Consider the following 19554-nt stretch of genomic DNA (forward strand, 5'->3'; position numbering starts at 1 on the left):
ACGATGGATGCAAAACAATCACGCAAGGAGTGGCATGTGAACGCTGTGCTGTTGAGAACGCTTTTGGCCGCCGGTGCGCTGGCGCTCCCGACGCTGTTGCCTGGCCGTATGGCGATGGCGGCCGGTTTGACGCAGATTAACGGCGTGCTGATCCCGCACACTTTCAGCCTGGCGTTGCGCGAGGGAATGAGTATTCCGCTGTTGTTGCATTATGAAAAGAGCGATGGCGTCAAAGACGACAGCCGCATCGGCCATGCCTTTCTCTACCTGGATCAGGACCGGCTAAAGATTCGTCGGGTGACGCTGGAGGATAACGACGACGGCGCCCGGCTGACGGCGGCGATTGCCGGCCAGCTGCAGGCTTTGCAGGATGCGCCATTCGATCGGCAGCAGCATATCCGGATCGCGGACGACGCCTGGCTGGCGCTGGATTTCCGGCAGCTCAACCTGCAGCTGGTGGTGAAAGAATCCGCGTTGGGGACGGTGCTGCGCGCTCGTTCCAGCGACATCGGCGCGTCCAGCGTGGATGCCGTAAGCAGCACGCTGGATTATAACCTCGGGGTCTACGATAACCGGGCCCGCGCCAGCGAAGGCAACACCTCCAGTTATTTATCGCTCAACAGCGTCACGGCGTTGCGTGAACACCACGTGGAGTTGAACGGTTCCATCTACGGTATCGGCAGCGGCGATGAAAACGCCACGCTGTACAAAGCGATGTTCGAGCGTGATTTCGCCGGCCGCCGTTTCGCCGCCGGCATGCTGGACAGCTGGAATTTGCAGTCGCTGGGGCCGGTCACGACCATCAACTCGAGCAAGATTTATGGCCTGTCCTACGGCAACCGCGCCAACTCGACGGTATTCGATAATTCCCAATCGCTGACGCCGATCGTGGTTTTTTTTCCCTCGGCCGGCGAGGTGCATCTGTCGCGCGACGGGCGGCTGCTCAGCGTACAAAACTTCACGATGGGCAATCATGAAGTTGACACCGGCAGTTTGCCCTACGGTATCTATGACGTGGAGGTGGAGGTCGTGGTCAACGGCAAAGTGGTCGATAAACGCATGCAGCGAGTGAATAAACTGTTCAGCCCCAATCGCGGTGCGAATGCGCCGCTGGCCTGGCAATTCTGGGGTGGGATGCTGCGCATGGACGACTGGCGCGGCGAACGGGAGCGCCACCGCCCGGCAAAGGACTCTTATTTGCTTGGCGCTTCGGCTACCGGCAATCTGCAAACGCTTAATTGGGCGCTGTCGGGGTATTCGTTTGACGGCAACGCCGTCGGCGAGAGCCGCGTCAGCCTGCCGGTGACCGAGTCGATTCAGATCAACCTGCAAAATATGGCGGCATCCGATCGCTCCTGGAGTTTGGTCAACAGCGTCAGCGCCGCGTTGCCCGGCGGCTTCAGCAGCGTATGGATCAATCAGGAGAAAACGCAGATTGGCGATCGTCTGTTGCAAAATGACGCCTATAACCGCGCAGTTGGCGGCAGCCTTAATCTGGGGGCGCTGTGGTCTCCGTTGGGCACCCTGAGCGCCAGCTACAACGACGATAAGAAGAACGACAGTCACTATTACAACGCCGACTATTACCAGAACATCTTTACCGGCCGCTTCGGCACGCTGGGCGTCCGGGCGGGCGTACAGCGTTACAACAACGGTAGCAGCAACGCCAATACCGGCAAGTACATCGCGCTCGATTTTTCACTGCCGATGGGTAACTGGCTCAGCGCCGGCGTTTCCAATCAAAACGGTTACACCACCGCCAACCTGGCGGCGCGCAAGGACATCAAGGACGGGCCGATCCGCACCCTGGGCGCCAACCTGTCGCGGGCGATTTCCGGTGATACTCGCGGCGACAACCGCTTCAACGGTGGTGGCTATGCGCGCTTTGACACCAAGTATTCGGCTGGCACGCTCAACGTCAGCAGTTCCGCCGACGGCTACGTTAACAGCAGCCTGACCGCGAGCGGCAGCATGGGCTGGCAAGGGCGTAATATTGCCATCAGCGGCCGCAACGAAGGCAACGCCGGGATTATCTTCAATACCGGCATTGAAAACGACGGCCTGCTGACCGCACGGGTTGACGGCCGGATGGTGAAGCTGAGCGGCAATAAGAATTACCTGCCTTTGTCGCCTTACGGTCAGTACGACGTAGAGCTGATGAACAACAAAAACTCGGCGGAGAGCTTTGACATCGTCACCAGGCGCAAGAGCAAGCTCACCCTGTATCCGGGCAACGTGGCGGTGATCTCGCCGGAGATAAAACAGATGGTGACGGTGTTTGGCCGCATCAAAGCGGAGGACGGCACGCTGCTGGCCAACGCCTATATCAAGAACCATATCGGCCGCACCCGCACCGATGAGAAAGGCGAATTTATCATGGACGTCGACAAGAAATTCCCGGTTATCGATTTTACCCACGGCGGCAATCAGACATGCGAAGTGGATTTGGATCTCAGCAAGGCGCAAGGCGCCGTGTGGGTCGGCGACGTGATCTGCACCGGGCTGAAAACCTATGCAGGCAATATGTCATCCGGGGAGTCTGACCATGAGAGCTAACGTTGCGCTGTTGTTGTTGGCGCTGGTCGCCCCCGCGCTGCAGGCGGCGGTCAGCCAGACCAACTGGCCGGATGCGGCGGTCATGAAATTTGTCTTCGTGGAGAACAACGCCGACGACAACTTTTTCGTCACGCCGGCCGGCGGGCTGGATCCGCGCATGACCGGCGCCAATAAGTGGACCGGGCTGAAATACGGCGGTTCCGGCACTGTTTATCAGCAGAGCCTGGGATACGTGGATAATGGTTACAACACGGGGCTGAATGCCAACTGGCGCTATGACATGTGGCTGGAAAATGCGCCGATAAAGAATCCGTTCCTCGGCCTGCGCTGCATCAACTGGTATGCCGGTTGCAATATGGATACCAGCTTGATTCTGCCGCAGACCACCGACGAAAAGGGATTTTACGGCGCCGTGGTCACGCCCGGCGGCGCAAAATGGATGCACGGCATGATGTCGCCGAGCTTCTATCAGTATCTGAAGCAGATGGCGGCGGGTGAAGCTTTCAGCATGCAGATCAACGGCTGCCAAACGTCGGTGGCTTACGACGCCGCGGCCGGCGGCCGCTGCCGGGATCAGGCCAGCGGCCGCTGGTACAAGCGCACCGTCACGCACAGCAAGGCGGCCCACCTGCGCTTTATCAATACCAATGCCGTATCGGAGGTGTTCGTCAACAGCGATGGGGTGCCGATCATCGGCGAGGGCAATGCCGATTGCAAGAACCAGACCATCGGCGCCCGCTCAGGCATCATGTGCAAGATGGTCAGCTACGATTTGCAGACCGACGGCAGCGTGAGCAATACCTCGATTCATATTTTCCCGGCGATTAACCATGCGGCGCTGTCCTCAGCGGTGAACGCCGCCGATCTGCAGTTCAGTCTGAACGGCAACACCTGGAAAAACACGTCGGGCACCGGCAGCTACTATACGTTTAACGAGCTGAAGAGCAGCAACGCCGTCTATGTGTTCTTCTCCAGTAACTTCTTCAAACAGATGGTCGCGCTGGGGATTTCCGACAGCGGCACTCGTGATCTGATCAATTTCCGTTTTCAGAACACCACCTCGCCGGAGTCGGGATGGTATGAGTTTTCCACTTCAAACCAGCTGATTATCAAGCCGCGCGATTTCAGCATCAGCATTATTTCCGATGATTACGACAACAGCCCACACCGTGAAGGTTATGTCGGCCCGGCGGAGCCGGCGCTGGAGTTCGGCTACTTCGTGACCACCAGCGGCAAAACCGCCGCCGATCAGGTGAGGGTGATGGCGACCGGGCCGACTCAGGCGATCAACGGGGTGAACTATTGCCTCTTTTCTTCGGCGGATAACAGTACCCAGGTGCCGTTCCCCGCCACCCTCGGCATCACCACCAGCACCAACGGCCAGCAGAGCTTCGCCGCCGGCTGCGATGGCCAGTGGCACGACATGACCAATGCGCTCTGGAGCAGCACGCCGTGGAATGATATCTCCGGTGAAGTGGGTGTGCTGAACAAGACCCGCGTGACCTTTAGCATTCCGATGAACAATCCGATCTCGCTGAGAACCGTCGACGGCAACGGTTGGTATGGCGACGTCAGCGCCGCCGGTGAAATTCATGTCGAAGCCACCTGGCGCAACATCAATTGAGGGCAGGGCGTGAAACTTGTGCTGATAGGGTTGCTGTGTTTGTCCTTTCCCTTTACCGCCGCCGCGATCAATGTCGGTACCCTGACGTTTGCCATGGATCAGGATCGCTCATTCACCGCCAAGCGGGTGTTGAATAACAACCGCAGCGCGCGCCTGTATCAGGTGAGCATTCGCGCCATCGATCGGCCGGGAGAGCGCGAGGTGCGCAGCCGGCCGGCGGACGGCGAGCTGCTGTTCGCGCCGCGCCAGCTGACGCTGCAGGCCGGGCAGGCGGAGTACTACAAGTTTTTCTACCGCGGGCCGCAGGATAATCGCGAGCGTTATTACCGGGTATCATTTCGCGAAGTACCGACCCGATTGTTCGAGCCGGGGCCGCGTCGGGGCGCCGGCGTCAACCTGGAGCCGATCGTGGTGATGGACACCATTCTGGTGGTGCGCCCGCGTCAGGTAAACTTTGCCTATCGGCTCGATGCGCAGCGCGGTACGCTCACCAACACCGGCAACACCTACTTCAAGTTCCTGCTCAAGCCGGGCTGCAACAGCACGGATGAAGAGGGCGTCACCGAATACCTGCGCCCCGGCGATACGCTGACCCATGCCGGTATTCGGCAGAAGGGGCAGAAATTCATTATTTATAACAACAAATTTATCAGCGTCGATCGCAGCTGCCTCGATTAACGCGGCGGAATGGCAAAGCGGAAGCAGGCACCGCTTTGCGGTTGTTCGATCAGCTGAATATCGCTGTCGTGCAGCTGCAGAATGCGCCGCACGATCATTAACCCCAGCCCGCCCGCAGGGCGCCGGGCGCCGCTCAGGACAGACGGCCGCACGAACAGATCGGCGCGCAGCGTCTGCGGAATGCCGGGGCCGCTGTCGCTGACCTGCACCATCACCTGGTCTTCCTGCCGCCACAGCCGCACGCCGATGTCGCCGCCGGGCGGCGTATGGCGTATGGCGTTGTCCAACAGGTTGGTCAGCACCCGCTCAATCATGCTGAGATCGGCGAACACCGGCGGCACGCCGCGGGCGATGTCGGCGTGCAGCCGCTGGTTGCGCGCCTCCGCCGCCAGCTCGAACTTCTGGAACACGTCCTGCAGCAGTTCGCTGAGGGAGAAGGGCTCTTTCTGCGGTTTCACCACGCCATATTCCAGCCGCGCCAGCTCGAACAGTTCCTGCGCCAGCTTGCCTACCTTGCGGCTCTGCGCCAGGGCAATCTCCAGATAGCGGCGCCGATCGGCGTCGCTCAGGGTGGCGGCCTTGACCGACAGCGTTTCCAGATAGCCGTGCAGCGAGGTGAGCGGGGTGCGCAGATCGTGCGAGACGTTGGCGATGAATTCGCGCCGCAGCCGATCCTGCTGCGCCAGCGTTTGCCACTGTTCGGCGAGGCGCTGCGCCATGCGGTGAAAGGCCTGTTGCAGCTGGCTGACCTCGTCGCGCCCGGCCGGCGCCGCCGGCAGCGCCGCGTAGGCCTGCACCGCCTCAATGCCGCCGCTGTCCAGCGCATTGACCTGGCGGGTCAGGCGCCGGATGGGGCGAGTGACCCAGTAGAACGCGAAACCACCGGCCAGCAAGCTGAACAGCACCATCACCCCGGAGGTCCACAGCGCCATCCTGGCCGCCGAGTTGAACTGGGCGTTGCTGGCCAGCGCCGTGTACTCTTCACCGAGCAAGACCACATACAGATAGCCCTCGACCCGGCCGTCGACCTTCAGAGGCGCAACGCTGAACACCTTGCGCCCGTCCGCGCTGCGCGGATCGTCGCCGTACACCGGCATCTGCGCGCCATCGAGCAGCGCCTGCAGCGGCGCCAGCGCGACCCGCTGCCGCTTCAGATGCCCGGCCGGCGCGGCGTTGCCGATGATTGCGCCCTGTTTGTCGAGCAGGTAAACCTCAACGCTGGGGTTCACCGCCATCAGCTGATCGAACAGGGTATGCACCGCCTGCGGATCAGGCCCGTTCACCCCCAGCAGCGGATTGCTGTCGGCGATATGCTGCGCCAGGTTGCCGGACAGGCGCTGGATCACCGCCTGGCTGTACTGGGTATTGCTGCGCACCTGCATCCAGCCGGAAAAGGCGCAGCCGATGACGATCAGCAGCGCGAAGATAATCGTGAGGCGTTGCGCTAACGTAAGGTTTTTCATGGCTCACTCTTGCGGCGTGGCCGCGAATTTATAGCCCATGCCCCACACCGTGAGGATGCGCTCGGGTTCCGCCGGATTGCGCTCAATCTTGATGCGCAGCCGGTTGATATGGGTGTTGACGGTGTGCTCATACCCTTCGTGCTGATAGCCCCAGACCTGATTCAACAGGCTGAGGCGCGAGAACACCTGGCCCGGGTGGCGGGCAAAAAAGTACAGCAGGTCGAATTCGCGCGGCGTCAGCTCGATCGGCTGTTGGTGCAGGTGCACCTCGCGGGCGATAGGATCGATGGTCAGATCGTTGAAGCTGAGCGCGCCGGCGTCCAGGCGCAGGTTGCGGCTCATCGCCTCCTGGCGGCGAAACAGCGCCTTGACGCGCGCCACCAGCTCCAGCATGGAAAAGGGTTTGGCCAGATAGTCGTCGGCGCCCAGCTCCAGCCCCAGCACGCGGTGCACCTCGCTGGAGCGCGCGCTGGTGATGATGATCGGCGTGTAGCGCGTCATGGTGCGCGCCCGGCGGCAAATCTCCAATCCGTCTACGCCCGGCAACATCAGATCGAGGATCAAGGCGTCCCAGCCGCCCTGTTCCAGCATCGCCATGCCCTGATTGCCGTCGGCGGCGTGGCTGATGGCGTAACCCTCATCACGCAGATGCAGCTGCAGCAGCTCGGCGATGTCGCCGTCGTCCTCGACGATCAAAATTCGTTTTGGCTTGTCCATTCTCATTACCGCTGATTAGCCCGATTCTCTCTGAAGTCTACACAACCGCCACCGGCGGAGTTATCACATTTTATTTAACTTTGCGTGAGGTCTTGGGGAACAAATCCGGGGAATACTGGGCTCATCGCATCGTTAGCTGGCAGGAATCGTTATGAGCCTCACTCTCCCCCCGGAACAACGACAGACCGTACATCCGCTGTGGCTGCGGTTAACGCATTGGCTGAATGCGCTGGCGATGCTGATCATGGTCACCAGCGGCTGGCGCATCTATAACGCTTCGCCGCTGTTCAACTTCAGTTTTCTCAACGAGCTGACGCTCGACGGCTGGCTGGGCGGTGCGCTGCAGTGGCACTTCGCCGGCATGTGGCTGTTTGGCGTCAACGGGCTGTGCTACCTGCTGCTTAACCTCGCCAGCGGGCGCTTCAAGCGCAAATATTGGCCGCTCAGCCCGAGGCGGTTTCTCGCCGATGTCGGCGCGGCGCTGCGCGGCCGGCTGCAGCACGCCGACCTGCGCCACTACAACATGGTGCAGCGCGTGGCCTATCTGTCGGTGATGCTCCTGGGCGTGATAAGCGTGCTGTCCGGACTGGTGCTGTGGAAATCGGTGCAGTTTCCGCTGCTGCGCACGCTGCTCGGCGGCTACGAAGCGGCGCGCTATATCCACTTTTTCGCCATGTCGGCGCTGGTGGCCTTCGTCGCGATCCATCTGGTGATGGTGGCGCTGGTACCCCGTACGCTGCTGGCCATGCTGCGCGGACGTTAAGGAGTTCACGATGAAAAAGGATAAACAGACCATGACGATCGTTGAAGGGCAGGCGATCGTCAAAGAAGCGCAGCGCTTGTTGACCGCGTCGTCCCGCCGCCGCTTTCTGCGCAACGGTCTGACGCTGGGCGGCATCGCCATGCTCACCGGCTGCGATCTCAGCGGCAACGCCAACGTCGAGCAGGCGCTGAGCCGCATTTCGCGCCTCAACGATCGAGTGCAGGGCTGGCTGTTCAACGGCGATCGCCTGGCGCCGGTCTACCCGGAATCGATGATCACCCGGCCATTCCCGTTCAACGCCTTTTACGCTGAGGAGGACGCGCCCGACATCAACGGCGACGACTATCGGCTGGAGGTGGCGGGGCTGGTGCAGGACAAGCGCGCCTGGAGCCTGCCGCAGCTGCATCGGATGGCGCAGGTCAGCCAGGTGACGCGTCATATTTGCGTCGAGGGTTGGAGCGCCATCGGCAAGTGGGGCGGCGTGCCGTTCGCCACCTTTCTTAAGGTAATCGGCGCGGATCTGAGCGCCCGCTACGTCAGCTTCAAATGCGCCGACGACTATTACACCAGCATCGACATGGCCACCGCGCTGCATCCGCAGACGATTATCGCGCTGACCTACGACGGCCAGATCTTGCCGCGCAAGTACGGCTATCCGATGAAGCTGCGCATGCCGACCAAGCTGGGCTACAAGAATCCGAAGCACATTCAGGTGATCGAGGTCACCAACCGCTTCCCGGGCGGTTACTGGGAAGACCAGGGCTACAACTGGTTTGGCGGCAGCTGAGGCGGCCGCCGGCCATTCTCCGGCACTCCGGTGCCTTTGACATGACGGAAGGAAATACCATGAAAAAGTTATTCGCAATGATGATGTGCAGCGCGCTGATGCTGGGTGTGGCCGGCGCCAACGCCGCCGACGGCATGAGCAAAGACGCGATGAAAAAGGACGGCATGAGCCAGATGTCGCACGATGGCATGAAGAAAGAGTGCATGGGCAAGGACTGCATGAAGAAAGACAAGATGGGCCAAGACGCCATGAAAAAGGATGGCATGGCGAAAGACGGTATGGCCAAAGACGGCATGAAGAAAGATGAGATGAAGAAGGATGCGATGGGGCACTAAGCCGCCGCACCCCGTGGCCGCAAGCGGCAGATCCGCTGCGGCTGCGGGCAACATAAGGAGAGAGGATGATGCTGGCGAGTTGGCTACGGCGCTTTCAGCGCTCGGACGGGGACGTTATCTTTATGCGCGCGGCGTTGGTGGTGATTTTCGCCGCCTTCGGTTACGCCAAGTGGTTTGATTACGAGGCGCAGGGGCTGGTGCCTCTGATCGGCAACAGCCCACTGCTGAGCTGGATGCACCAGGCGTTCGGCATTCGCGGCGCCAGTTATGCGCTGGGCGTCGCCGAGTGGAGCTTCGGTTTGCTGCTGCTGGCGGGATTCTGGTCGCGGCGGTTGGGGTTGCTGGGGGCGATCGGATCGACGGTGACCTACCTGACCACGTTGACGCTGATCTTTTCTACGCCAGGCGCCTGGGAGCCTTCCGCCGGCGGTTTTCCCGCCATGGCCGGCGCCACCAGCTTTTTAATCAAGGATCTGGTGTTGCTGGCCGGCTCCCTGGTGCTGCTGAAAGCCGACTTGCCGGCCGAGCAGGCATAAAAAAGGGCGTAGCCTGGCTACGCCCTCTGGTTATTGATTGACCGTCACATATCCGGGAAGGTCAGGGTGCCCCCCGGCGCTTCGCGATGAATGTGCAGGAAGTTCAGGTGCTTCTCGTACTGGTCGAGGATATCGCCAATCACCTGTTCCTTGCTGTAGTCCATCAGGTCGTTGCCCTGGGTGCCTTCCATCAGGAAGGTTTCCAGCCGGTAGTAGTGCGACTTGCCGGAGCGGGCGCGGTAGGTGAAGCCCGGCACCGAGTAGCGCATCGGCCAGATCTGATAGATGAAGTTCTGTTCCTCGCCCAGGTGCACCAGCAGCTCCAGGTGATTCAGGCGTTCGTCCTCGGTCGGCGGCACTTCGCTGAACTCCACCTTCGCGCCGCGCAACTCCAGCTCGCGCGCCACGTCCTGCATCGCCGGGCGGCAAACCTTATCCAACATTTTCTGCGTGTACTGCGTGCCCGGGTAGTTCATCACCCGCGACAGGCGCTGTTTCCAGTTGAGCACGTCGTGGCTGGAGACCGGCACCGGCGCCAGGGTGCTGAGCGCGCTGGCCTTGCGGTAGTCTTCCACCCGCAGCGATTTATACAGCCCGGCCATCACGAAGAAGATCACGAAGCTGAACGGCAGACCCATGATCACCGTGGTTTTCTGCAGCGCCGGCACGCCGTCGGTCATCAGCATGCCGATGGTCAGCAGGCCGATGGCCACCGACCAGAAAATCCGCAGCCAGTTCGGCGCATCATTATTGATGTCGGCCAGGCGCGAGGTGAAGTTACCCAGCACCAGCGAGCCGGAGTCCGCCGAGGTGACGTAGAACAGCAGGCCGGTGATGGTGGCGACCGAGGCGCTGAAGGTGAAGCCGGGGTATTGCGCCAGCAGGCTGTAGAAGCCGCGCTCAGGGAACTGCATCACTTCCTGAGCAAACTCGGCGTTGCCGTGGATGATCTGGTACAGCGCGCTGTTGCCGAAGATAGACAGCCACAGCAGGGTGAACACGAACGGTATGATCAGCGTGCCGACCACGAACTGACGAATGGTGCGCCCGCGCGAGATGCGCGCCAGGAACAGGCCGACGAACGGCGACCACGCCACCCACCAGGCCCAGAAGAACAGCGTCCAGTTGTTCATCCACTCCACCGGCCGATCGAAGGCGAAGCTGTTGAGCGTCATGCCCATAAAGCGGTTGACGTAATCGCCGACGTTAAGCACCAGCGCGTTGAGCAGGAACTCGGTGTCGCCGAAGAACAGCACGAACAGGATCAGGCCCAGCGCCAGCAGCACGTTCAGCTCGGACAGGATGCGGATGCCCTTGTTGACGCCCGAAGTCACCGAGATGGTGGCCATGATTACCGACAGCAGGATCAGCGAGCCCTGCACCGTCAGGTTTTCCGGGATCTCGAACAACACCTTGAGGCCGTAGTTGAGCTGCACCACGCCGATGCCCAGCGTGGTGGCGATGCCGAAGATGGTGCCGAGCACCGCGGCGATGTCCACGCTGTGGCCGATCGGGCCGTTGATGCGCTTACCGAAGATCGGGTACAGCGCCGAGCGGATGGTCAGCGGCAGATTGTAGCGATAGCTGAAGTAGCCGAGGGCGATGCCCATCAGCGCATACATCGACCAGCCGGTCAGGCCGTAGTGGAACAGCGTCCAGACCATTGCCTGGCGCGCGGCCTCCAGCGTTTGCGCGTCGCCTTCCGGCGGCATCATGTACTGGGTCACCGGCTCGGCGACCGAAAAGAACATCAGGTCGATGCCGATGCCGGCGGCGAACAGCATCGCCGCCCAGCTCATCAGGCTGAACTCCGGCTTGGACTGCTCCGGCCCGAGCTTGATGGAACCGAAGCGCGAGGCGGCGATAAACACCACGAACACGATGTACAGCGTCGCCGCCAGCAGGTAGTACCAACCGAAGGTGGTCGACACCCAATTCAGCGTGCGGGTGATCCACTGCCCGGAGAAGTCGGTGAAAAAGATGGTCATCAGCGAGAAGGCCAGGATCAGCCCCGCCGAGGTGAAGAAAACCACAGGGTTGAGGCGGTCCTGCTGCGGTTTGGAGGAGGTTTCGCGTGTTGTCATCGTCATCCTCTGAACTGAGTAAAATCGTGCCGCTCCGCATTTCGGGGCGCGTTGGCGCCGCCGGAAAACGGGCGAATGAAGGCGGCGACCATTCCCATGGGAATGGCCTGAGTAACGCCGCTTTCGCCTGTTGCCGAAGCACCTGAGCGCTTCGCGGTGGGAACCGCTTACAGCCACTGATTTTGGTCAGATTCGTTAATTACCTCACAAAAATCAGCCAGTTCCACAACCAGATAGTACAAATTTTTAACCAGGCGGCAATAAAATATATGCAATTTTTATTGAACGTTCAATCAAAAAAAAGTTTAATAGTCCGCATGATGACCTGAATCACGGGCGAAACGGCAGTGAAATTTGCCCGCTGAGATAAGGCCGAAGTCGGTTTTGTGAGAGTCGAAATATGCCAAAGGTAGGAATGCAGCCAATCAGAAGGCAGCAGTTGATTGATGCCACGCTCGCCGCGGTAAACGAAGTGGGAATGCATGACGCCACCATCGCGCAGATCGCGCGGCGGGCCGGCGTTTCCAACGGCATCATCAGCCATTATTTCAAGGACAAGAACGGCCTGCTGGAAGCCACGATGCGCTATCTGATCAGCCACCTGGGCGAGGCGGTGAAGCTGCGGTTGCAGGCGCTGACCGATAACAGCCCGGCGGCGCGGCTGCAGGCGATCGTCGCCGGCAACTTCGACGACAGCCAGATCAACAGCGCGGCGATGAAGACCTGGCTGGCCTTTTGGGCCAGCAGCCTGCACCAGCCGCAGCTCAACCGGCTGCAACAGGTGAACGGCCGCCGGCTTTATTCCAACCTGTGCGCCGAGTTTCGCCGCGTTATGCCGCAGCCGCAGGCGCGGTTGGCGGCCAAGGGGCTGGCGGCGCTGATCGATGGGCTGTGGCTGCGCAGCGCGCTGCGCGGCTCCGCGTTCAATCAGGCGCAGGCGCTGGCGCTCACGACCGAATACATCACGTTCCAACTCCGGGGGCAGACGCCGCCCGGAGGATAACTCAAGGAGATCCTATGTCCCGTTTTGGCTTGCAGAAGCTCTATATTCATGGCGCCTATGTAGACAGCAGCGCTGGAAAAACCTTCAACGCCATTAACCCGGCGAACGGCGAAGTTCTGGCTGAAGTCCAGTCCGCCGGCGCTGAAGACGTCGATCGTGCGGTGGCCAGCGCGGCCAGCGGGCAGAAGGTGTGGGCGGCGATGACGGCGATGGCGCGTTCGCGCATCCTGCGTCGCGCGGTGGATATTCTGCGCGAGCGCAACGATGAGCTGGCGGCGCTGGAAACGCTGGATACCGGCAAAGCGATGTCGGAAACCACCGCGGTGGACATCGTCACCGGCGCCGACGTGCTGGAGTATTACGCCGGCCTGATCCCGGCCATTGAAGGCGAACAGATCCCGCTGCGCGATACCTCGTTCGTCTACACCCGCCGCGAACCGCTGGGCGTGGTGGCCGGCATCGGCGCCTGGAACTACCCGATTCAGATCGCGCTGTGGAAGTCCGCGCCGGCGCTGGCGGCGGGCAATGCGATGATTTTCAAACCGAGTGAAGTCACGTCGCTGACGGCGCTGAAGCTGGCGGAAATCTACACCGAAGCCGGTCTGCCCGACGGCGTGTTCAACGTGGTGACCGGCAGCGGGGCGGAAGTGGGGCAATACCTGACCGACCATCCGGGCATTGCCAAAGTCTCTTTCACCGGCGGGGTGAAAACCGGCAAGAAGGTGATGGCCAACGCGTCGGGTTCGACGCTGAAAGAAGTCACCATGGAACTGGGCGGCAAGTCGCCGCTGATTATCTTCGACGACGCCGATCTGGATCGCGCCGCCGATATCGCCATGATGGCCAACTTCTACAGTTCCGGCCAGGTGTGTACCAACGGCACCCGCGTCTTTGTGCCGGCGGCGCTGCAGGTGCAGTTTGAGGCGAAAATTCTCGAGCGCGTGAAGCGCATTCGCCTCGGCGATCCGACCGATCCGCAAACCAACTTCGGGCCGCTGGTCAGCTTCGCGCACATGGAATCGGTGCTGCGCTTTATCGAGAGCGGCAAAAACAGCGGCGCGCGCCTGCTGTGCGGCGGCGAACGCGTCACCCACGGCGAATTCGGCAAGGGCGCTTACGTGGCGCCGACGGTATTCAGCGACTGCCGCGACGACATGGAAATCGTGCGCGAAGAGATCTTCGGGCCGGTGATGAGCATTCTCAGCTACCAGAGCGAAGAGGAAGTGGTGCGCCGTGCCAACGACACCACCTTCGGCCTTGCCGCGGGCGTGGTGACCCACGATCTGGCCCGCGCGCACCGCGTGATCCACCAGCTGGAAGCCGGCATTTGCTGGATCAACACCTGGGGCGAGTCGGCGGCGGAAATGCCGGTCGGCGGTTACAAGCAGTCCGGCGTCGGCCGCGAAAACGGCCTGACCACGCTGGAGCACTACACCCAGATCAAATCGGTGCAGGTTGAGCTGGGCGATTACGCCTCGGTATTTTAACTATCCCCGTCGTCTTTCGAGCCGCAGCCGGGTTGGCTGCGGCCAACACTCCCCGAGAGCCAAATACACCGCCTGTTGCGGATCCGCGTTTCGCGTTTTCGTCTCATGCAGGCCAATAAAGTAAGGAGATAATGAATGGAATTTGACTACATCATTATCGGTGCCGGTTCCGCCGGCAACGTGTTAGCCACCCGATTGACCGAAGACGCCGACGTCAGCGTCCTGCTGCTGGAAGCCGGCGGCCCGGATTACCGGATGGATTTCCGTACCCAGATGCCGGCCGCGCTGGCGTTTCCGCTGCAGGGCCGCCGCTATAACTGGGCGTATGAAACCGATCCTGAGCCGCACATGAACAACCGCCGGATGGAATGCGGCCGCGGCAAAGGGCTGGGCGGTTCATCCTTGATCAACGGCATGTGTTACATTCGCGGCAACGCGATGGATTTCGACAACTGGGCCAAGGCGCCGGGTCTGGAAGACTGGACCTATCTGGACTGTCTGCCGTATTTCCGCAAGGCGGAAACGCGCGATATCGGCCCGAACGATTACCACGGCGGTGAGGGCCCGGTGAGCGTCACCACGCCGAAGGCCGGTAACAACGAACTGTTCCACGCCATGGTGGAAGCCGGCGTGCAGGCGGGCTATCCGCGCACCGACGATCTGAACGGCTATCAGCAGGAAGGCTTCGGCCCGATGGATCGCACCGTGACGCCTAAGGGGCGCCGCGCCAGCACCGCCCGCGGTTATCTGGATCAGGCGCGTTCCCGGCCGAACCTGAAGATCGTCACCCATGCGCTGACCGACCATATCGTGTTCGACGGCAAGCGCGCAGTGGGCGTCAACTATCTGCAGGGCGACAGCAATCAGTTGACCCATGCCAAAGCGCGCCGCGAAGTGCTGCTGTGCGCCGGCGCCATCGCCTCGCCGCAAATTCTGCAGCGTTCGGGCGTCGGCCCGGCGGCGCTGCTGAAAAGTCTGGACATCAACGTGGTGCACGATCTGCCGGGGGTAGGGGAAAACCTGCAGGACCACCTGGAGATGTACCTGCAGTACGCCTGCAAGAAACCGGTGTCGCTGTACCCGGCGTTGCAATGGTTCAATCAGCCGAAGATCGGCGCGGAATGGCTGTTCAACGGCACCGGCGTCGGCGCCAGCAACCAGTTCGAGGCCGGCGGTTTCATCCGCAGCCGCGCAGAGTTTGCCTGGCCGAACATTCAGTATCACTTCCTGCCGGTGGCGATTAACTATAACGGCAGCAACGCGGTGAAAGAGCATGGCTTCCAGGCCCACGTCGGTTCGATGCGTTCGCCGAGCCGCGGCCGGGTGCAGGTGAAGTCGAAGGATCCGCGCCAGCACCCGAGCATTCTGTTCAACTACATGTCGACCGAACAGGATTGGCAGGAGTTCCGCGACGCTATCCGCATCACGCGCGAAATCATGGCGCAGCCTGCCCTGGACGAATACCGCGGCCGCGAGATCAGCCCAGGGCCGGAGGTGCAGACCGACGAGCAGCTGGACGCGTTCGTGCGCGAGCACGCCGAAACCGCCTTCCACCCGTCCTGCTCGTGCAAGATGGGCGAAGACGAGATGGCGGTGGTCGACGGCCAGGGCCGGGTGCACGGCATGGAAGGATTGCGGGTGGTGGATGCATCAATCATGCCGCTGATCATCACCGGCAACCTGAACGCCACCACCATCATGATCGCCGAGAAGTTAGCCGATCGCATTCGCCAGCGCGCGCCGCTGCCGCGCAGCACCGCCGACTATTACGTCGCCGCTGCCGCGCAGCACCGCCGACTATTACGTCGCCGGCGATGCGCCGGTGCGCAAGCAGTAACCGACACGCCCTCTCGCCGTTGAGGGGGAGGGCCGCCGTAGCAAGCAACCCCTCTCCATATGCTCTTCCCCAAGGCGAGGGGGCAACTCTCTTTTATCCCTTATCCCATCATGCCGCCGGCAGCGAGATCGCCTGATCGAAACTGGTGGGCGTCGCCATGCGCCACATGCGGGCGTAGAACTCGCTTTTGATCTCCGGCTGCAGCAGCGCGCCCGGCTCCAGGTAATAATAGATATCGGCGTATACCTTGATCTCGGTCGGCGTGATGCGGCGCAGCATATGGTGCGAGGTCAGCTGCTCCGGGCGGCTGACGCCGGCCGCCGCCAGCATGTCCGCCAGCGCTTTCACCGTATTCTGATGGAAGTGGTAGACGCGTTCCGCCTTGTTCGGTACCACCAGCGCCTTTTGCCGCAGCGGATCTTGCGTCGCTACGCCGGTCGGGCAGTGGTTGGTGTGGCAGCTTTGCGACTGGATGCAGCCGACGGCGAACATAAAGCCGCGCGCCGAATTCACCCAGTCGGCGCCGAGCACCAGCACGCTGGCGATGTCAAAGGCGCTGATGATCTTGCCGCTGGCGCCAATCTTGATTTGGTCGCGCAGGCCGCAGCCCACCAGCGTGTTATGCACGAACAGCAGCCCTTCGCGCAGCGGCATGCCCATATAGTTGGAGAGTTCGAGCGGCGCGGCACCGGTGCCGCCCTCCTTGCCGTCCACCACGATGAAATCCGGTAGGATGCGGGTGTGCAGCATCGCCTTGACGATGGCGACGAACTCCCACGGGTGGCCGATGCACAGCTTGAAACCGACCGGTTTGCCGCCTGACAGCTCGCGCAGCTGTTGGATGAACTGCATCATTTCCAGCGGGGTGGTGAAGGCGCTGTGCGAGGCCGGCGAGATGCAATCCACGCCTTCCGGCACGCCGCGGGTAGCGGCGATTTCCGCATCTACCTTTTTCGCCGGCAGAATGCCGCCGTGGCCCGGCTTGGCGCCCTGGCTGAGTTTGATTTCAATCATTTTCACCTGCGGGCTTTGCGCCTGTTCGGCAAAGCGGCGCGGATCGAAATGGCCGTCGGCGGTGCGGCAGCCGAAATAGCCGCTGCCCAGCTCCCACACCAGGTCGCCGTTGTTTTCGCGGTGATAGCGGCTGATGCTGCCCTCACCGGTGTCGTGGTAGAAGTTACCCTTGGCCGCGCCGAGGTTGAGCGCGCGGATGGCGTTGGCGGAGAGCGCGCCGAAGCTCATGGCCGAAATGTTGAAGATCGACGCGGAGTAGGGCTGGCGGCAGTCGGCGCCGCCGATGGTGATGCGGAAACTGGTTGGGTCGGCGGCTTCCACCGGCCGCATGGAGTGGCCGATGCACTCATAGCCGGTTTGGTAGACGTCCAGCAGGGTGCCGAACGGTTTGTCACCCATCTCGTTTTTCGCCCGGCGATACACCAGCGTGCGCTGGGTGCGCGAAAACGGGATCTCTTCATTATCCTGCTCGAGGAAATACTGGCGCAGTTCCGGACGGATGAACTCGAAGAAGAAGCGCAGGCGGCCGATGATCGGGTAGTTGCGGCAAATGGCGTGGCGCTGCTGCGTGAGATCGTAGATACCCAGCACCATCAGGCAACCGCAGGCCAGGGCCGGCAGCCAGAACCACGGATGGTTGTGCATCATGATCAAGAAAACCAGGGTGAGCAAGATGCTCAGCACAAAGCAGGTATAGCGGCTGAATAAGGACGACTTCATAACATCTCCTGATGTTTATTTTAATCCACACGACATGACTCACGGATAATCCGTGTGCAAATCGTAACCAACAGGAGAGGATGTTGTGTGTCTGTTGCTGCTTTGTCGCCGGTTGTTACATTAATTTAACCTGGCGGAAGGGAGGGGTTGCCGCGCGGCGTGCCGCGCAACAAGCCAAGATGTTTATTTGCCGGCGACGAAGATGGTGCTCATGCTGCGCAGCCGCAGCTTTTTCATCGCGCTGTATTTTTGCGAGAAGATGGTTTTCGGGTGCGTGCCGCGCTTTTCCGCAATGTGCAGCAGGCTGTCGCCGCGCAGCAGGTTGAAGATCACATCGCTTTCCGCCGGGCTAAGCTCGCGGGTTTTCTGCACTCTGATGCCGCCCGGTTCTTTGCTTTCCAGCAGCCGCTGGATTTTTTCCTGCAGCGAATAAAGCGGAATGCGGGTAGAGACCAATTCAACGGAAATCCCCAGGATCGACAGCAGTTTCACGACGCGCTCGTCGTCATAGAACACCAGCAGGCGCGTCTTGCTGTTGTATTGCTGGTGCAGGGACACCAGGCTTTCGATCACGTTGACGCTCTGTTCAAGGTTTTGCGAGGTGAAAATCAGCGCGATATCGTGCTTGGTGATCTTCTCTGCTTTAGCGCCGCCGTGCATGAAATCGGAAAACAGGCGGATATCGTAGGCGCCGTAATGTTTCTTCAGCAGCACCGACAGGCCAACATAGCTGTACTTACACTCACTAATCACAAGAACGTTGTTTTTAGACATAGGGCAAACACCAATACCGAGTTAAAAGTATTCAGCTGTAAGAAGCGAGTTCAAATCCTTGATGCTGGATTCCTTCCACAGCTTTCCCTGCAGTGCGTAATATGGCATTTCATCCAGCCATTTCTTGTGTTCGGGAGTTTCAACTCCTTCGATAATTACCTTGTAATGATTAAGGTAAAAGAAGCGCAGTAATGCGCGCATCAAGCCCTCGCCGCCGGACTTTTTCATAAAGTCCCAGAGCAGAAAACGATCGAGCTTAACGAAGCGGAACTGGCTGTTGTACAACGCGGAAAAACCCGCATAGCCAGAACCAAAATCATCGAGCCAAAATGAATAACTATTCAATGACGGATCGCCGTGCACGCGATCTTTCACCAGCCGTGTTGAATTCTCGCTGATCTCAAAATGAATACAGCGCAGGGCATTAATTCTTTCGGCAAAGTGACTATTCGCCAGCGATTGCAGGGAATAATCGTCAACATTCAAAGTGGCTATCACTTGGTTTTCATGAAACCAGTGTTTGTATTTATCGATCAGATTGATCTGATCCATCAAAATCTCAATCCGGGTGGCGCTGTCGGCGTGACGAAAGAACTGTTCAGGAGAAAAATGGGCATATTCGCTATTAAACGTAAAGCGAGACAGACATTCAACGGCCAGCAATTGTCCCGATTTCGCGAACATTGGCTGAAAAACATAATTAATGCCGTTATTTTTCTCTCTGAAAGAACCGCTCATTTCCCAATCCTTGGATTGATATTTAACTTGTTGATTTTAAATGATTAAAAAGAAAGTTACTCCAGGTTTATTGGTAAATTTCTTATTTAAAGCGTCAGGATGGCCGAAACGTGTCGACAGACCATTAAACGCGTAATTCGTGCCAAAGTCCAAACGTCGCAATCTGTTACTAAATGTAAATATTCGGGATAATATTCTGATTTTCAGGCCTTAACGCAAAATCTTGAACTCTGCAGCTTTCCCAAACACAGATTATTCCTATTCATATGAATCGTCAACATCGATCGATAGGTATCCGCCGATAGTTTATTCCTATCAAGAGGGGGCTTATGAATGTTTTAAACGATTTAACATTAAGAATATGCTTAGTCTATATTTCGTCCGGCAATGAGTTCATCGAGGCAACGCTCCTTTTCAGCAAGGGAGTGCTATCGCTGA

The 19554-nt window shown here is 59.9% G+C and carries 16 protein-coding genes; 10 read left to right on the forward strand and 6 right to left on the reverse strand.

What is annotated here, in order from left to right:
• Positions 1-3 precede the first annotated feature (3 nt).
• From ACJ8PN_RS03125 to ACJ8PN_RS03135, 3 genes are read left to right on the forward strand one after another with little or no spacing between them, the layout of a single operon-like run.
• Positions 4-2556, forward strand: coding sequence for a CS1-pili formation C-terminal domain-containing protein (locus ACJ8PN_RS03125; RefSeq protein ID WP_275095611.1), 2553 nt, complete (start codon positions 4-6; stop codon positions 2554-2556).
• A complete protein-coding gene (gene ecpD, locus ACJ8PN_RS03130; RefSeq protein ID WP_442534601.1) occupies positions 2546-4180 on the forward strand; it encodes a fimbrial adhesin EcpD in 1635 nt (544 codons plus the stop codon). Before ACJ8PN_RS03125 ends, ecpD begins: the two co-directional genes overlap by 11 nt.
• A 9-nt stretch (positions 4181-4189) precedes the next feature.
• Positions 4190-4858 carry a fimbria/pilus periplasmic chaperone gene (locus tag ACJ8PN_RS03135; protein ID WP_049187322.1) on the forward strand — a complete coding sequence of 223 codons (669 nt, stop codon included), beginning with the start codon at positions 4190-4192 and terminating at the stop codon, positions 4856-4858.
• Here the strand turns inward: ACJ8PN_RS03135 and ACJ8PN_RS03140 are convergent.
• Together ACJ8PN_RS03140 and ACJ8PN_RS03145 are read right to left on the reverse strand one after the other, a co-directional pair.
• Positions 4855-6321 (reverse strand): ATP-binding protein, encoded by a 1467-nt coding sequence (locus tag ACJ8PN_RS03140; RefSeq protein ID WP_442534602.1) that lies wholly within the window; start codon positions 6319-6321, stop codon positions 4855-4857. The genes ACJ8PN_RS03135 and ACJ8PN_RS03140 overlap by 4 nt on opposite strands.
• Before the next feature lie 3 nt (positions 6322-6324).
• Complete coding sequence (locus tag ACJ8PN_RS03145; protein WP_171453627.1) at positions 6325-7038, reverse strand: response regulator transcription factor; 714 nt, start codon at positions 7036-7038, stop codon at positions 6325-6327.
• 151 nt (positions 7039-7189) lie between these two features.
• Between ACJ8PN_RS03145 and ACJ8PN_RS03150 the strand changes: the two genes are divergently transcribed.
• The 4 genes from ACJ8PN_RS03150 (at position 7190) to ACJ8PN_RS03165 (ending at position 9459) form a co-directional block, all read left to right on the forward strand.
• Complete coding sequence (locus ACJ8PN_RS03150) at positions 7190-7801, forward strand: cytochrome b/b6 domain-containing protein (RefSeq protein ID WP_442534603.1); 612 nt, start codon at positions 7190-7192, stop codon at positions 7799-7801.
• A gap of 10 nt (positions 7802-7811) precedes the next feature.
• Positions 7812-8588, forward strand: a complete 777-nt coding sequence (locus ACJ8PN_RS03155) for a molybdopterin-dependent oxidoreductase (protein ID WP_044031628.1) — start codon at positions 7812-7814, stop codon at positions 8586-8588.
• A gap of 59 nt (positions 8589-8647) precedes the next feature.
• A complete protein-coding gene (locus tag ACJ8PN_RS03160) occupies positions 8648-8923 on the forward strand; it encodes a pentapeptide MXKDX repeat protein (RefSeq protein WP_033633740.1) in 276 nt (91 codons plus the stop codon).
• A gap of 65 nt (positions 8924-8988) precedes the next feature.
• On the forward strand, positions 8989-9459 hold the full coding sequence (locus ACJ8PN_RS03165) for a YkgB family protein (RefSeq protein WP_171453630.1): 471 nt from the start codon (positions 8989-8991) through the stop codon (positions 9457-9459).
• Between the two features lie 44 nt (positions 9460-9503).
• Here the strand turns inward: ACJ8PN_RS03165 and ACJ8PN_RS03170 are convergent, their stop codons facing one another.
• Complete coding sequence (locus ACJ8PN_RS03170) at positions 9504-11543, reverse strand: choline transporter (protein WP_004939112.1); 2040 nt, start codon at positions 11541-11543, stop codon at positions 9504-9506.
• 400 nt (positions 11544-11943) lie between these two features.
• Between ACJ8PN_RS03170 and betI the strand changes: the two genes are divergently transcribed.
• From betI to betA, 3 genes are all read left to right on the forward strand, one after another.
• Positions 11944-12546, forward strand: a complete 603-nt coding sequence (gene betI / locus ACJ8PN_RS03175) for a transcriptional regulator BetI (protein ID WP_004939107.1) — start codon at positions 11944-11946, stop codon at positions 12544-12546.
• A 14-nt stretch (positions 12547-12560) separates the two neighbouring features.
• Positions 12561-14033: a betaine-aldehyde dehydrogenase gene (gene betB, locus ACJ8PN_RS03180; RefSeq protein WP_437189140.1), complete on the forward strand. Its 1473-nt coding sequence runs from the start codon at positions 12561-12563 to the stop codon at positions 14031-14033.
• A gap of 135 nt (positions 14034-14168) precedes the next feature.
• A complete protein-coding gene (gene betA / locus ACJ8PN_RS03185) occupies positions 14169-15893 on the forward strand; it encodes a choline dehydrogenase (protein ID WP_442534604.1) in 1725 nt (574 codons plus the stop codon).
• Between the two features lie 85 nt (positions 15894-15978).
• On the opposite strand, the gene ACJ8PN_RS03190 is transcribed toward betA, so the two are convergent.
• From ACJ8PN_RS03190 to ACJ8PN_RS03200, 3 genes are all read right to left on the reverse strand, one after another.
• Positions 15979-17604 carry an FMN-binding glutamate synthase family protein gene (locus tag ACJ8PN_RS03190; protein ID WP_015377182.1) on the reverse strand — a complete coding sequence of 542 codons (1626 nt, stop codon included), beginning with the start codon at positions 17602-17604 and terminating at the stop codon, positions 15979-15981.
• A gap of 183 nt (positions 17605-17787) precedes the next feature.
• Positions 17788-18378, reverse strand: a complete 591-nt coding sequence (locus ACJ8PN_RS03195; RefSeq protein ID WP_004939094.1) for a LuxR family transcriptional regulator — start codon at positions 18376-18378, stop codon at positions 17788-17790.
• Positions 18379-18399: 21 nt separating this feature from the next.
• Complete coding sequence (locus tag ACJ8PN_RS03200; protein ID WP_004939091.1) at positions 18400-19116, reverse strand: EAL domain-containing protein; 717 nt, start codon at positions 19114-19116, stop codon at positions 18400-18402.
• Positions 19117-19554: the final 438 nt, after the last annotated feature.

This window comes from Serratia sp. CY76391, from assembly GCF_052166695.1.
GTDB lineage: Bacteria > Pseudomonadota > Gammaproteobacteria > Enterobacterales > Enterobacteriaceae > Serratia > Serratia nematodiphila.

Excerpts from the sequence above, each read along its gene's own strand:
- ACJ8PN_RS03150 (WP_442534603.1), top strand. The coding sequence starts at position 7,190 with ATGAGCCTCACTCTCCCCCCGGAACAACGACAGACCGTACATCCGCTG.
- betB (WP_437189140.1), top strand. The coding sequence starts at position 12,561 with ATGTCCCGTTTTGGCTTGCAGAAGCTCTATATTCATGGCGCCTATGTA.
- ecpD (WP_442534601.1), top strand. The coding sequence starts at position 2,546 with ATGAGAGCTAACGTTGCGCTGTTGTTGTTGGCGCTGGTCGCCCCCGCG.
- ACJ8PN_RS03165 (WP_171453630.1), top strand. The coding sequence starts at position 8,989 with ATGATGCTGGCGAGTTGGCTACGGCGCTTTCAGCGCTCGGACGGGGAC.
- ACJ8PN_RS03145 (WP_171453627.1), bottom strand. The coding sequence starts at position 7,038 with ATGGACAAGCCAAAACGAATTTTGATCGTCGAGGACGACGGCGACATC.
- ACJ8PN_RS03155 (WP_044031628.1), top strand. The coding sequence starts at position 7,812 with ATGAAAAAGGATAAACAGACCATGACGATCGTTGAAGGGCAGGCGATC.
- betA (WP_442534604.1), top strand. The coding sequence starts at position 14,169 with ATGGAATTTGACTACATCATTATCGGTGCCGGTTCCGCCGGCAACGTG.
- ACJ8PN_RS03200 (WP_004939091.1), bottom strand. The coding sequence starts at position 19,116 with ATGAGCGGTTCTTTCAGAGAGAAAAATAACGGCATTAATTATGTTTTT.
- ACJ8PN_RS03190 (WP_015377182.1), bottom strand. The coding sequence starts at position 17,604 with ATGAAGTCGTCCTTATTCAGCCGCTATACCTGCTTTGTGCTGAGCATC.
- ACJ8PN_RS03170 (WP_004939112.1), bottom strand. The coding sequence starts at position 11,543 with ATGACAACACGCGAAACCTCCTCCAAACCGCAGCAGGACCGCCTCAAC.
- betI (WP_004939107.1), top strand. The coding sequence starts at position 11,944 with ATGCCAAAGGTAGGAATGCAGCCAATCAGAAGGCAGCAGTTGATTGAT.
- ACJ8PN_RS03125 (WP_275095611.1), top strand. The coding sequence starts at position 4 with ATGGATGCAAAACAATCACGCAAGGAGTGGCATGTGAACGCTGTGCTG.
- ACJ8PN_RS03160 (WP_033633740.1), top strand. The coding sequence starts at position 8,648 with ATGAAAAAGTTATTCGCAATGATGATGTGCAGCGCGCTGATGCTGGGT.
- ACJ8PN_RS03195 (WP_004939094.1), bottom strand. The coding sequence starts at position 18,378 with ATGTCTAAAAACAACGTTCTTGTGATTAGTGAGTGTAAGTACAGCTAT.
- ACJ8PN_RS03140 (WP_442534602.1), bottom strand. The coding sequence starts at position 6,321 with ATGAAAAACCTTACGTTAGCGCAACGCCTCACGATTATCTTCGCGCTG.